Below are 14,395 nucleotides of genomic sequence, written 5' to 3' on the forward strand. Positions count from 1 at the left end.
TTTTTAAAATCGAATGTATATTTTTTTGCCATAATTTTGTTCCCAAAAGTAGATTTAAACAATCCAACTTTTGGGGGGCAGTTCACGAATTCCCTTTGCAATCCCACGCTTGGCTGCAGAATGTGGCCTGCGGCTGCCCGACGCCGCCGCTCGGTCTTAACGCACCGTTTGTGGACGCGCTCCAAGCGCACCACAAACTCGCCAAACATCCTTGTTTGGCGTGCTAACCTCGCTCTGTTGTCGGCACATTCTGACGCCGGAACAAGACAAACAACATAACCATCTTTTTTGGAAGATATTATGTTTTTATAATTATAAAATTGATTTTATTTAAATTAAACATCTTTCTGGCGGTTTTTTTTATTGCACTTGGCCAACAAATTTCATACTATTATCAAAAATTAAGGAGATAGTATGAAAAGAATATTTATAGTAAGTTTAGTTAGTCTTGCTTTATTCGGCTGTGGAGAAGATAAAATTACAAAAGAGTATCTTTTAGGTAATTGGCATTGTGTCGGTAATGAGTATGAAAAGGAAAACAGTGACGCTAATGAAGATTTTGATGATTCAGTGTCGTCGTCAGAAAAAACAATGACATTTAAAATGTTAGATAATGAACTTTATCAAATAAATGAGGATGGAACAAAAATCTTGATTGACCCAAATAAAATGGACACTAATAAAAGTGAAGTTACAGAAAACGCCAAGATTAACACAAAAACAACAACAAAAATTGTTAATAGCGACACCTTTAATTTCACAATTTTGGCTGAAATAAATAAAATTAATAGTAACAATAATAATAATATTATTGATCTTAGAACCAAAACAGAAGTGATTTGTACCCGAATAAAATAAGCATTCTCATCACTAATAAAATAAAGCCCGAAAGGGCTTATTTAAATTTAGTCAAGATAAAATATAAGTAAATTTAAACCTAAAGCTCGCAAATGTGAGCTTTTTTATGTCTGGAGAAAATTATGCCAATAACACAAGATTTACAAGCCATTGAGGGTAACCAGCTTATACAACTAATAGAAGTGAATGGCACAAAATTGGGGTTTGATGAAGTGCTGAGATTTCATGCTTATAATATTTCGCCTGACGGGTGGACGTCATTTACCGCTGAGAATTTACTATCAATAAAATAACAAGGTAAAAAATATTTACCGTATCCATATAAGTTAAAAGACATTGAATTAAGTAGCACTGGCTCACAACCAATACCAAGGCTATCAGTTGGCAATATAGACGGTAGAGTAACGTTTGTACTTGGTGTAATAAACAACAATTTCATCTTTGAAAACCATTTTTTAATATTTTGATTTTAAATTGTCGTTAAAAAAAGGTTTGGAGCGGTTAAATTGCTGTTATTGGGGCGCTATTCGTGGTTTTGTTGATTTGTTAGTTGCCGGCGCCTTGCTTGGATTGTGTAAGTGATTGATTTAGCTTAAAAACAGTAAAATAAAAACTTCAATAAAATCAATACCTTTTCTGACCGCTTTTTGGATGTAATTGCATTGTTTTTTTCCACAAAAACATTCCTGCTACTCCTTAAAACAATACTCATCCCCAATGGCACTTCCTTGAACACCAAATTGGCGCAAATTGTGATCGACTGCGTTCATTGATTGCCAGTGGTTTTCGCACCAATCTGGCGCTAACAAGGTTGGCTTTCTGGCGTTGGCGGATATGCGGTGATAAACGATGTTTGCAGGGGTTTGTCTGATGATGTCGCCTGCAATATCAACATATTCATCCAATGATAAAATATTGATACGACCAGCTCGCCATGCTTTTGCCATAATACTGCCATCAACAATATGTAATGGATGCAACTTTAAGCCGTCAACGCCACTATTTAATACACGTTCAAGCGTGATTAAATTATCTTGTTTGGTTTCTTTGGGTAAGCCAATAATTAAGTGCGTGCACACTTTTATACCAAGATTACGAGCTTTTTGTACGGTTTGATGATAATCGTTAAAAGTATGTCCACGATTTATGTCGTGCAAAGTTTTATCGTGAGCCGTTTGTAAGCCCAGTTCTAACCATACTTCAAAACCTTGAGATTGATAATCTGCCAGTAAATCAAGCGCTTCATTCGGAACGCAATCAGGGCGAGTCCCCACACAAAGTCCGACAATATCGGCACTATTTAACGCCTGTTCGTACATATTTTTTAGGATTGCAACTTCAGCATAAGTACTGGTGTAGGCTTGAAAGTATGCAAGATAGCGTTTGGATTTTTTCATTTGATGAGCTTGCGATACAAGTTGATCAGCAATCGATTTAACTTGTATTGATTCATCAATAATCGATGCCACATTACAAAAAGTGCATCCCCCCAAGCCGATAGTGCCATCGCGATTAGGACAGCTAAACCCTCCGTGTAGGGTGAGTTTGTAGATCTTTTCGCCGTATCGACGTTGGAGATCAGAGCCAAAGGTGTTAACCACAAGATGAAGTTGCATAATAGACCAGAATAAGCGTTTTGGGTATTTTACGGAGTTAGTGGGCTGACTTCAAGCTAGATTTGTTAGATTGCACTTTTTGCTCATTAAAAAAACTTAAATAAAATCAATACCTTTCCTGACCGCTTTTTGTGCATATTGTAACCGTTGTCGCTATTTTTGCACCTTGCTTATCAACAAGTATATAATAGCCCTTTCTAACTTGAGGCAATCTGCATGCAACTGGCGTTTTGTATTTATAAGTATTTCCCTTTTGGTGGTTTGCAACGCGATTTTTTGCAAATTGCTAAGGCTTGTCAAGCTCGTGGTCACCATGTACGGATTTATGTAATGGCATGGCAAGGCGATAAACCTGCTGGGTTTGATATTATTTTAGTGCCTAGAAAGGGTTGGTCGAACCATAGCCGTAATCTATCTTATTACCATTGGGTTAAGGCGCATTTGCAAGCAAATCCAGTTGATTGTGTCATTGGCTTTAATAAAATGCCTGATTTGGATGTCTATTTTGCAGGGGATACCTGCTTTGCTGAAAAAGTATCGCATAAGGGCTTTTTTTATAAATTGTCTAAACGCTGTAAGCATTATTTGGCTTTTGAAGATGCGGTATTTAATCAACATAGCCAAACCAAGATTATGGTGTTAACTAAACAGCAGATTAGTGATTTTGAGCACTATTACCATACTGATCCGTCTCGATTTTACCTTTTGCCACCCGGTATTGCGCAAGATCGCCAATACAATCATGAGTCGCTGGCTAAAGGTAAGCAATTTAGGCAAGCCAATCAAATTGATGAAGATCATTTTGTGGTTGTGCAAATTGGATCGGATTTTAAACGTAAAGGGGTTGATCGTTCGTTAACGGCCATTGCCGCATTACCTGATGCATTAAAGCAAAAAGTCACTTTTTTAGTGGTAGGGCAAGACAAACCCGATGCTTACCAAAAACTAGCTGCAAAACTGGGCATTGGGCATCAAGTTCGTTTTTTTGCAGGACGTAATGATATCCCTGACTTTTTATTTGCAGCAAATTTGCTATTACACCCTGCAAGGCAAGAAGCTGCCGGTATGGTTTTGGTTGAAGGATTGGCCGCTAGTGTGCCGGTTATTGTATCGGGCATTGCAGGGTATGCTTATCATATACACGATGCCAACGCTGGGGTGATCCTTGCCGAGCCTTTTGTACAAGCAGATCTCAATCACGCGGTGCAAAATGCCATAACCAATCACGATCAATTATTAACATGGCATAACAATGCGGTACACTATGGCCAGACGGCTGATTTATATCATTTAGCTCAGCGTGCCGCAGATATTATTTTAGGTTGTGATCATTATGAATGAGTTGAAGTTAAAATCCCCTTTTGATGCTTTGTGGAAAGATAAAGATCCGTTTGCGGAAGTTGAGTTAATCTCGGGTAAAGTTTATCGCGCGGTTAAGCAACGTAAGACGTTGAATTTTGAGCTCGATGGCGAATCTTATTTTATTAAAATTCACCGCGGTTCAACAATAAAAGAGATTGTGAAGAATCTTATTTCGCTACGTTTACCTGTTTTAGATGCTAAGCAAGAGTGGGATGCGATTGAGCGTTTGGAGCAAGTTGGCGTTAATACGATGGATGGGCGTGCATTTGGTCGTAAGGGATTAAATCCACTGACTCGCCATTCGTTTATTGTGACAAGAGATCTTAACCCGACTGTGAGTTTAGAAGATTTAACCAAGCCATGGTTAACTAACCCACCTAGCTATCATATAAAGCGTTGTTTAGTTATTTATTTGGCAAAAATGGTCGCCCAAATGCACGCCGCTGGGGTTAATCATCGTGATTGTTATTTGTGTCACTTTTTGCTTGATATTCCACTTTTTGAAAATCATCAGCAAATAAAATTATCGGTGATTGATTTACACCGTGCTCAGGTTCGTAAAACGGTTCCTGTGCGTTGGCGTGATAAGGATTTAATTGGGCTTTATTTTTCAGCCATGAATATTGGGCTAACCAATCGCGATATTTTGCGATTTTTGAAAGTGTATTTTAATCAACCTTTAAAAACGATTTTGCGTAATGAAGCTAAGTTAATGGCTAGTACGCATCAAAAAGTTGAACGAATTCGTAAAAGGACAGAAAAGTATCATCTTTAAAGCATAAGGAGGTACCATGTTTATTGAGCAAATGGATATTTCAGGATTTAAAGGTATCAAATCGCTATCTTTAACCTTAAATCCAAACGCTAGCGTGCTAATGGGCGAAAACCGTTGGGGTCGGTCGAGTTTGATTAGTGCTTTGCAATTGCTGTCACTTGATAATCAGTTTTATCAATTTGTGGATTCTGATTTTTATCACGATAAATACGATGTCTATAGCAATAAGATTGTGATTAAAATAACCTATTGTGAGTCCTATTTTAATGAACTTAACAATCCCATCTATCAACAACTATTGCCCGTTGCTTATACTGTTGATCAAGATAAACTGCGCCGAATAACTTACCTTATTACCGCCAATAAACAAGCCGATAAAATTATAACCCAACACTCTTTGGTAGATTTGCAACAAAGAACTTTCGCTTTTGCTGATAACAAGGCATTAATTGCCCATTTAATTATGCTTAACCCTGTTATGGCACTAAAAAGCTCGATTAGTCTGCAGAATTTACCCATTACCAATCAGCCATTATCAGAATACTATACTTTGCAACTTTGTGAGCAATTAAAAGCGTATTCGACACAATTGACACAAGATGAGTTACACCGAGGTTTGCAAGCTGCTAGAGCGCTTTTAGAGTATTATTTTGCCGATCAAGAGCACCGTTACCATTATAAGCATGTCGCCCAAAAAGGCTCGCCACGTAGTGAAGATTGGAATTCGCTTGAGCGAATTAATAATGTGTTAGATGATCTTGATAACGACTATTTGCGAACCGCACTATTAGGGATTTTGGGGTCGATCATTAATGCCAAAGGCCATAATACGCTTTCACAATACGCTGTGCCTATTTTGATTTTAGAAGAGCCAGAAAGTCAGTTACATCCGATTATTTTGTCGGTTGGCTTTCGATTGTTGAAGCATCTGCCAACACAAAAAATCATTACGTCTAATTCAAGTGATTTGGTTTCGTTATTTCCATTAGAGTGTCTGTACCGATTGATTCGTCTACCCGATAAAATTGTACCCAAATATATCACGCCCCAATCTTTTGGGATTGATGATAGCCGGCGCATTTTGTTCCATATTTTTTACCGCCGTGCTAGTGCACTGTTTGCCCGTTGTTGGCTGTTAGTCGAAGGAGAAACCGAAGTTTGGCTACTGCGTGAATTGGCTGAACAGAGCGGTTACCATTTAAGTTCTGAAGGCGTTCAGTTAATTGAGTTTGCGCAATGTGGTTTAAAACCGTTGATTAAATATGCTAATAAAATGGGCATTCATTGGTATGTGATAACCGATGGAGATATGGCTGGTAAGAAATATGCCGATACCGTAAAATCGCTATGTGGTGATGATAAAAATCCCGATGATTACTTAACCGTTTTACCAGCCCGAGATATTGAAAACTTCTTATTTAAACATGGTTTTAGTCATGTTTATAAACTTGCCGCTTATAATACAACACAGCATATTGATCTGCCTGTACATCAAATTATTCAAAAAGCGATTCATAAAAGTTCAAAACCTGATCTTGCGATTGCCATTTGTGATGATGCAAAATCACGTGGTATAAACGCTATACCGCGTTTACTAACTGATACCTTTGCCAAAATTATTAAAGTATCTAAGGCGCTAGTTTAAGTCACTACCGTGTAAAAAATAGTTTAAGATTGATATCAAGAAGATAAACCATTCCGCTGGCATCATTTCAGCGGAATGGAATGTAGGTTAAATCTATTTGGTGATTCGTTTATATTTAGCGCGTTTTGGCTCTAATGCCTCAGCACCTAGTGTGCGTTTTTTCCACTCTTCGTACTCGGTAAAGTTACCTTCAAAAAATTCAACATGGCCTTCATCTTGATAATCCAAAATATGGGTGGCAATGCGATCTAAAAACCAACGGTCATGTGAAATCACTAAGGCACAGCCCGGAAACTCTAATAATGCATTTTCCAGCGCACGTAGCGTTTCGACATCTAAGTCATTGGTCGGTTCGTCAAGTAACAGAACATTACCGCCTACTTGCAATAATTTGGCTAAATGCACGCGTCCACGTTCACCACCTGAAAGTTCACCTACACGTTTTTGCTGATCAACACCTTTAAAGTTAAAACGACCAACATAAGCACGGCTTGGAATTTCAAAATTACCAATACGCATAATATCTTGACCATTTGAGATCTCATCCCAAACGGTTTTTTTATCATCCATGTTATCGCGGAACTGATCAACCGAAGCTAACTGCACAGTTTCACCTAAAGTAATGGTACCTGAATCGGGTTGCTCTTTGCCCGATAGCATTCTAAATAGCGTGGATTTACCTGCCCCATTTGGACCAATAATGCCAACAATTGCCCCTTTGGGAATGCTAAAAGAGAGGTTATCAATCAACACACGATCGCCATACGATTTAGTTAGGTTATTGACCTCAATCACTTTATCACCCAAACGTTGCCCAGGTGGAATAAATAGTTCGTTAGTTTCGTTACGTTTTTGATAATCGTTGCTGTTTAGTTCTTCAAAACGGGCTAAACGGGCTTTGCTTTTTGCTTGGCGCCCTTTTGGATTTTGCCGTACCCACTCAAGTTCTTTTTCGATCGATTTACGACGTGCTGATTCGGTCGAAGCTTCTTGCGCTAAACGCTGATCTTTTTGTTCAAGCCAAGATGAGTAGTTCCCTTCCCAAGGAATGCCTTCACCACGGTCAAGTTCTAAAATCCAACCAGCTACGTTATCTAAAAAGTAGCGATCGTGGGTTACCGCAACAACGGTACCTTCGTAATCATGTAAAAATCGTTCTAACCATGCAACCGATTCGGCATCTAAGTGGTTGGTTGGTTCGTCAATGAGTAACATATCAGGTTTTTCCAACAATAACTGACAAATAGCTACACGGCGGCGTTCACCACCTGATAAGTTTTCAATTTTCGCATCCCAATCAGGTAAACGCAGTGCATCAGCAGCTCGTTCTAATTGGTTATCTAAATTATGCGCATCTTGCGCTTGAATTATGGCTTCTAGTTCCGCTTGTTCTTTGGCTAATTTGTCAAAATCAGCATCAGGATCAGCATAAGCAGCGTACACTTCGTCTAATCGTGCTAACGCCTTTTTAGCATCACCAACCGCTTGTTCAACGGCTTCGCGTACGGTTTGTTTAGGATCTAATTTCGGTTCTTGTGGTAAATAACCAATTTTAATGCCTGGCTGTGGACGTGCCTCACCTTCAATTTCGGTATCGACCCCTGCCATAATTCGCAGTAAGGTGGATTTACCCGCCCCATTTAAACCGAGTACACCAATTTTGGCACCCGGAAAGAAGCTTAAAGAGATATCTTTTAAAATATAGCGTTTAGGAGGAACAATCTTCCCAACGCGATTCATGGTATAAACATATTGCGCCATAAAACATCATCCGTTTATTGGGTTAAAAATAGCAAAAGGCATTTGCTATATGACTAATGGCGTATATTGTAGCGATTCTGGAGATTGGGTCTAGGGTTATTTGTAATAATGTGAGTAATTTGGTTAAATGGTGTTAACGGTAGATTTATATAAAACCGTTCAAATTCACCCCATGTGCATATATAATCAACAATACCTTAAATTAGATTTACTATGCATATCTTGGTTCTTTAGATATTTTCAATTTTATAAAATTGAAAAATTCAACAAAGGCTATTTGTTCTATATTCAAAAATATGCTTGTTATCTCTGTTTTAACGAAGACTTTACTCCAGAACAACAACAAGTACTAGAAGATAAACTCAAGCAATATCAAAATTATTATCAAAAATGATGTAAAGCCATTTTAAGGTATCCCACCTTTTACTAGGTGGGATAATTTGGAAACGTTATTTTTGTTTATAAAAACGTAAAAAGTTGCTCTTTCGATAAGCGTGATTTTGGTCGATGAGCGTTGCCGTCATTTTCGGCTCGATAGCCTAATGTGGCTACAATAACACTTTTAAGCCCTTTGCTTTTGAGCTCTAAAATCTCGTCCATTTTTTGGGCGTCATATCCTTCAATAGCCGTTGAATCAATACCTATTGCCGCTGCTGCAAAAAGCAGTTGCCCTAATGCGAGGTAAGCTTGTTTACTTTCCCAACATTGTTGCGATTCAATGGTTGTGCTATTAAGCTTTACAAAGTGCCGACGACCTTGATCTTGTGCTTGTTTAAGATCGGCTGAAGGGTATCGACCGTCTTTCTCTTCTTGATTAAGCAAGTTGACTAAATGGGCTTCGTCTAATGGTGTTTTAATACAAAAGACAATGGTGTGCGAAGCGCCAGTCACTCTTGGTTGATTAAATTCAAGTATAGCGGGTAAAATTTTATTTTTTGACGCATCATTATCAATAACATAAAAATGCCATGGTTGTGAGTTAACTGATGATGGGCTGTTTCTTAAAACAGTTAATAATTGTTCAATTTTGTCAGCAGGAATTTTTTTGGTTGGATCATAATGTTTGGTGGTATAGCGTTTTTGAGAAATATCAACTATGTTCATTGTTAGACCCTCGTGAGTTATTCTTTTCATTATTATAATTCGGTTTCATTATGTCTCAACTTATTATTTTAATAGATTTGTCAAATAGTGAAGCAATACTTATTAGTATTGAGTACGTTGTTTTAATAAAAATAGAATATATTAAGATTGGCTGCAAATAATCATTGACACCACTAATATCATTTGGTAAAAATATCATCAGTTTTAGTCTGTATTAATTACAATCAAAATAGAGATTTTTATGTTTGTTAACTATTTATCACTCGACCTCAGCCTCCTCCTCGCATCAACTTGCGCGGATAGCTTGTGTGTGGAGTAAAAGAAGTAGTTAAATAAAGACTCAACAAATTACAAGAACCCGCGCTAAAGTGCGGGTTTTTTGTTTTCTTAACTTGAAATACCGTGATAGCGCTAAAATATATAAAAAGGAAAAACAATGAGTGATCAAGTTATTATTTTTGATACAACGTTACGTGATGGCGAACAGGCATTGCAAGCAAGTTTAAGTGTTAAAGAAAAGTTACAAATAGCGCTTGCACTTGAGCGAATGCGAGTCGATGTGATGGAAGTTGGCTTTCCTGTATCATCACCCGGTGATTTTGAATCGGTACAAACGATTGCTAAAACCATTAAAGATAGCCGTGTTTGTGCCTTATCTCGTTGTGTTGATAAAGATATTGATGTTGCAGCCGAGGCATTAAAAGTTGCCGATCAATTTCGAATTCATACTTTTATGGCAACATCAACCTTACATGTTAAAGATAAATTAAAAATGACATTTGATGATGTCATTGAACGGGCTGTGCACTGTATCAAACGTGCACGTAATTATACTAATGATGTGGAGTTTTCTTGTGAAGATGCAGGTCGTACCCCAATTGATAACTTATGTCGGATCGTTGAAGCAGCAATTAAAGCCGGGGCAAGAACGATCAATATTCCGGATACTGTCGGTTATACTGTCCCTTATCAATTTGGTGGCATTATTCATACCTTATTTGAACGTGTCCCGAACATTGATCAAGCGGTTATCTCTGTGCATTGCCATGATGACTTGGGCATGTCGGTGGCTAACTCGATTAGCGCGGTTCAAGAAGGCGCTCGGCAAATTGAAGGGGCGATGAATGGTTTAGGCGAACGTGCAGGTAATACCGCTCTTGAAGAAGTGATTATGGCAATCAAAGTTCGCCAAAATATTTTAAATGTTCATACCAATATCAATCATCAAGAGATTTATCGTACCAGCCAAATTGTCAGCCAAATTACTAACATGCCAATTCCGGGCAATAAAGCAATTATTGGTAGTAATGCTTTTGCTCACTCGTCAGGAATTCATCAAGATGGGGTTTTAAAAAATCGTGAAACTTACGAGATTATGACCCCAGAATCAATCGGCTTAAATCAAATTCAATTAAATTTAACCTCTCGCTCTGGACGCGCCGCGGTAAAACATCGTTTAGAAGAGCTAGGGTATCACGATAAAGATTATAACTTAGATCAAGTCTATGAGGCGTTTTTAGAACTAGCTGATAAAAAAGGTCAAGTGTTTGATTATGATTTAGAAGCATTAATCTTCATCAACCAATTGAAAGACGAAAAAGAACATTATGTTTTGGATTATTTTAATGTTCAGTCAGGTTCAACAGTGGTTTCAACTGCTTCAGTCAGTTTATTAATTGGCGATAAAAAGTATTCCGATGCAGCAACAGGTAATGGTCCGGTCGATGCGGTTTACCAAGCCATAAATCGGATTACTGGCGAACCGATTTCGATTGTCAAATACCAATTAGCTTCTAAAGGACAAGGTGAAAACGCGTTAGGGCAAGTGGATATTGTTGCCGAATATAAGGGGCGTAAGTTCCATGGTGTTGGGCTTGCAACCGATATTGTTCACTCATCGGCGTTAGCTTTAATTAATGTATTAAATAATGTGTATAGAGCAAATCAAGTTGCCCAAGAAAAACAAAAATTACACCAAGATTAAAAAATTATTTGTTTTGCTCGTTTAACAGCAAAATAAGAAGATTAAATGAGATTATAAAGGAATAAAAAATGTCACAAAACTACCATATTGCAGTACTGCCCGGCGATGGCATTGGCCCTGAAGTGATGAAACAAGCCTATAAAGTATTGGATGTTATCCGCCAAAAATATCAACTTTCTATTACTACTAGCGAATATGATGTCGGTGGTGCAGCAATTGATATTCACGGTTGTCCATTACCTAATGAAACCCTTGAGGGTTGTGAAAAAGCGGATGCCATTTTATTTGGTTCAGTGGGCGGACCAAAATGGACTAACTTACCACCCGACCAACAACCTGAACGCGGTGCGTTATTGCCACTACGCAAACATTTCAAACTGTTTGCTAATATGCGCCCTGCCCGCTTATATCAAGGATTAGAAGATCTTTGCCCATTACGTGCCGATATTGCTGAGCGTGGTTTTGATATTTTATGTATGCGCGAATTAACTGGCGGTATCTATTTTGGTCTACCAAAAGGACGAGAAGGAAGTGGTGCGCAAGAAAAGGCTTTTGATACTGAGGTGTATCACCGTTTTGAAATCGAACGCATCGCAAAAATGGGCTTTGAAGCCGCACGTTTACGCCGTAAGAAAGTGACATCAATTGATAAAGCTAATGTATTACAAACCTCAATTTTATGGCGTGAAGTGGTGAGTGAAGTTGCTAAAAACTATCCAGATGTTGCTCTTGAACATATGTATATCGATAATGCTACTATGCAATTAGTTAAAGATCCTTCACAGTTTGACGTAATTTTATGTTCAAATTTATTTGGTGATATCTTGTCTGATGAATGCGCGATGATAACGGGCTCTATGGGTATGTTACCTTCTGCCAGCCTTAACGAACAAGGTTTTGGATTATACGAACCTGCAGGCGGTAGTGCGCCAGATATTGCTGGTAAAAACATTGCCAATCCAGCAGCACAAATTCTATCTTTAGCATTGCTAGTACGTTATAGCTTAAAAAGAGATGATATTGCCTCAGCTATTGAAACAGCCGTAAATAAAGCATTAGAGCAAGGCTATCGTACTATTGATCTAGCCCAAAAAGAACAGCCTGTATCGACTGATGAAATGGGTGATATTATTTGTAAGTTGATTTAACCGCATGGTTTGATTACAACCGTAAATAAAATAATGCGATAAACCAAGTCATTAGTACTTGTTGTAAAAATAATAAGGAATATGCAATGTCAAAAACACTGTATCAAAAATTATATGATGCACATGTCGTTTATGAAGCACCAAACGAAACACCTATTTTATATATTGATCGTCATTTAGTGCATGAAGTTACCTCTCCACAAGCATTTGATGGTTTGCGTGCAATGAATCGTAAGGTGCGTCAGCCTCATAAAACTTTTGCGACCATGGATCATAATACTTCAACCAAAAGTAATGATTTAAATGCTTGCAGCGAAATGGCTCGCATTCAATTAACTGAACTGGCAAAAAACGCCAAGGAGTTTGGTGTTTCGTTATATGATTTACAAAGCCCATTACGTGGTATTGTCCATGTGGTCGGTCCTGAACAAGGTATGACTTTACCCGGTATGACTATTGTGTGTGGTGATTCACATACCGCAACACATGGCGCATTTGGCGCACTCGCATTTGGGATTGGCACCTCTGAAGTTGAGCATGTACTAGCTACTCAAACCTTAAAACAAGGTCGAGCTAAAACCATGAAAATCGAGGTCAAAGGTCAAGTAGCTAAAGGAATCACTGCCAAAGATATTATATTAGCGATTATTGGTAAAACCACTAGTGCTGGTGGTACTGGGCATGTGGTTGAATTTTGTGGTGATGCCATTAAGTCATTATCAATGGAAGGACGTATGACATTATGCAATATGGCAATCGAGATGGGGGCTAAAGCTGGTATTATTGCGCCAGATGAAGTGACTTTTGAGTACTTAAAAGGTCGTCAATTTTCTCCAAAGGGGGAAGATTTTGAAAAAGCTGTTGCCTATTGGAAAACCCTAAAAACCGATGACGGTGCGCAGTTTGATACCGTGGTCACACTTGAAGGTAAAGATATTGCACCTCAAGTCACTTGGGGAACAAATCCGGGGCAAGTTACTTCGATTGATGCAACAGTACCCAATCCCGATGATTTTACAGATCCTATCGAGAAACATTCTGCCGAACGCGCATTAACTTATATGGGATTAACCGCTGGCATCAAAATGACAGATATTAAGATCAATAAAGTGTTTATTGGCTCATGTACAAATTCGCGAATTGAAGATTTACGCGCAGCGGCGCAAATGGCTAAAGGTCGTAAAGTGGCAGAAGGTGTACAAGCATTAGTCGTGCCAGGCTCAGGTCCTGTCAAAGAACAAGCCGAAGCCGAAGGGTTAGATAAAATTTTTATCGACGCTGGTTTTGAATGGCGGTTACCGGGCTGTTCAATGTGCCTTGCAATGAATGACGATAAATTAGCACCTGGGGATCGCTGCGCATCAACCAGTAATCGTAATTTTGAAGGCCGCCAAGGGCGGGATGCCAGAACCCATTTAGTCAGCCCTGCTATGGCAGCTGCAGCGGCTATTACTGGTCATTTTACTGATATTCGCAAACCGTTTTAAGGAGACTTGTCATGGCTAAATTTACAAAACATACCGGATTAGTTGTTCCTTTGGATGCGGCTAATGTTGATACAGATGCAATCATTCCAAAACAGTTTTTACAGAAAGTAACACGTACTGGATTTGGTAAACATGCCTTTCATGAATGGCGCTTTTTAGATGATGCTGGCGAGCAGCCTAATCCTGAATTTGTCTTGAATAAACACCGCTATAAAGGTGCCAGCATTTTATTAGCACGTGAAAATTTTGGATGCGGTTCTTCTCGTGAACATGCCCCTTGGGCATTAGCTGATTATGGCTTTAAGACTATTATTGGTTCAAGCTTTGCCGATATCTTTTATAATAACTCATTTAACAATCAGTTATTATTGGTTAATTTATCCGAAGAAGATGTCGATGAGCTATTTAAAATTGTTGAAGCCAATGAAGGCATTGAGTTTACCATTGATTTAGTCAATGAAGTTGTTATTGCTGGCGACAAGCAATATACATTTAAAATCGATGCTTTTAAACGTCATTGCTTGTTAAATGGGTTAGATAATATTGGCTTAACCTTACAACATGAAGAAGCAATTAGCGACTTTGAACAGAAAATCCCTTCATTTTTAGCTTAACTTTAACTTTTGGGCGCTTATTTGTGCCCAATAATGAGAAT

12 protein-coding genes and 1 pseudogene are annotated in these 14,395 nt (G+C 38.4%); 10 read left to right on the forward strand and 3 right to left on the reverse strand.

From position 1 onward, the window contains the following. Positions 1-414: 414 nt before the first annotated feature. The 3 genes and pseudogenes from GQ598_RS01200 to GQ598_RS11290 all read left to right on the forward strand — a co-directional run. The gene (locus GQ598_RS01200) at positions 415-858 is read left to right on the forward strand and encodes a hypothetical protein (protein ID WP_160401992.1); all 444 of its coding nucleotides are present in this window, start codon (positions 415-417) and stop codon (positions 856-858) included. 122 nt (positions 859-980) lie between these two features. Beyond that, positions 981-1,151: a hypothetical protein gene (locus GQ598_RS01205; protein WP_160401993.1), complete on the forward strand. Its 171-nt coding sequence runs from the start codon at positions 981-983 to the stop codon at positions 1,149-1,151. Between the two features lie 12 nt (positions 1,152-1,163). Next, positions 1,164-1,325: pseudogene (locus tag GQ598_RS11290) on the forward strand (hypothetical protein); the annotation flags it as partial. Positions 1,326-1,547: 222 nt separating this feature from the next. On the opposite strand, the gene GQ598_RS01215 reads toward GQ598_RS11290, so the two are convergent. Next, on the reverse strand, positions 1,548-2,474 hold the full coding sequence (locus tag GQ598_RS01215; protein ID WP_160401994.1) for a TIGR01212 family radical SAM protein: 927 nt from the start codon (positions 2,472-2,474) through the stop codon (positions 1,548-1,550). Positions 2,475-2,690: 216 nt separating this feature from the next. On the opposite strand from GQ598_RS01215, the gene GQ598_RS01220 reads away from it, so the two are divergent. Genes GQ598_RS01220 through GQ598_RS01230 form a run of 3 tightly spaced genes read left to right on the forward strand, consistent with a single transcriptional unit; the run spans position 2,691 to position 6,256 of the window. Continuing rightward, positions 2,691-3,815 (forward strand): glycosyltransferase family 4 protein, encoded by a 1,125-nt coding sequence (locus tag GQ598_RS01220; protein ID WP_160401995.1) that lies wholly within the window; start codon positions 2,691-2,693, stop codon positions 3,813-3,815. Further along, on the forward strand, positions 3,808-4,611 hold the full coding sequence (gene rfaP / locus GQ598_RS01225) for a lipopolysaccharide core heptose(I) kinase RfaP (protein ID WP_160401996.1): 804 nt from the start codon (positions 3,808-3,810) through the stop codon (positions 4,609-4,611). Before GQ598_RS01220 ends, rfaP begins: the two co-directional genes overlap by 8 nt. A 16-nt stretch (positions 4,612-4,627) precedes the next feature. Continuing rightward, a complete protein-coding gene (locus tag GQ598_RS01230) occupies positions 4,628-6,256 on the forward strand; it encodes a DUF2813 domain-containing protein (protein WP_160401997.1) in 1,629 nt (542 codons plus the stop codon). 93 nt (positions 6,257-6,349) lie between these two features. Here the strand turns inward: GQ598_RS01230 and ettA are convergent, their stop codons facing one another. After that, complete coding sequence (ettA, locus tag GQ598_RS01235) at positions 6,350-8,017, reverse strand: energy-dependent translational throttle protein EttA (protein ID WP_160401998.1); 1,668 nt, start codon at positions 8,015-8,017, stop codon at positions 6,350-6,352. A 459-nt stretch (positions 8,018-8,476) separates the two neighbouring features. Continuing rightward, entirely contained in the window at positions 8,477-9,121 is a 645-nt protein-coding gene (nfsB, locus tag GQ598_RS01240) for an oxygen-insensitive NAD(P)H nitroreductase (protein ID WP_160401999.1), read from the reverse strand. A 436-nt stretch (positions 9,122-9,557) separates the two neighbouring features. Between nfsB and leuA the strand changes: the two genes are divergently transcribed. The 4 genes from leuA to leuD all read left to right on the forward strand — a co-directional run bounded on the left by leuA (position 9,558) and on the right by leuD (position 14,354). Continuing rightward, positions 9,558-11,105: a 2-isopropylmalate synthase gene (gene leuA, locus GQ598_RS01245; RefSeq protein WP_091349132.1), complete on the forward strand. Its 1,548-nt coding sequence runs from the start codon at positions 9,558-9,560 to the stop codon at positions 11,103-11,105. A 68-nt stretch (positions 11,106-11,173) separates the two neighbouring features. After that, the gene (gene leuB / locus GQ598_RS01250; RefSeq protein WP_091349129.1) at positions 11,174-12,253 is read left to right on the forward strand and encodes a 3-isopropylmalate dehydrogenase; all 1,080 of its coding nucleotides are present in this window, start codon (positions 11,174-11,176) and stop codon (positions 12,251-12,253) included. Between the two features lie 86 nt (positions 12,254-12,339). Further along, entirely contained in the window at positions 12,340-13,740 is a 1,401-nt protein-coding gene (gene leuC, locus GQ598_RS01255; RefSeq protein WP_160402000.1) for a 3-isopropylmalate dehydratase large subunit, read from the forward strand. 11 nt (positions 13,741-13,751) lie between these two features. Further along, positions 13,752-14,354 (forward strand): 3-isopropylmalate dehydratase small subunit, encoded by a 603-nt coding sequence (gene leuD / locus GQ598_RS01260; RefSeq protein ID WP_160402001.1) that lies wholly within the window; start codon positions 13,752-13,754, stop codon positions 14,352-14,354. Positions 14,355-14,395 lie beyond the last annotated feature (41 nt).

Source organism: Gilliamella sp. Pas-s95, from assembly GCF_009795795.1.
GTDB classification, from domain to species: Bacteria; Pseudomonadota; Gammaproteobacteria; order Enterobacterales; family Orbaceae; genus Gilliamella; species Gilliamella bombicola.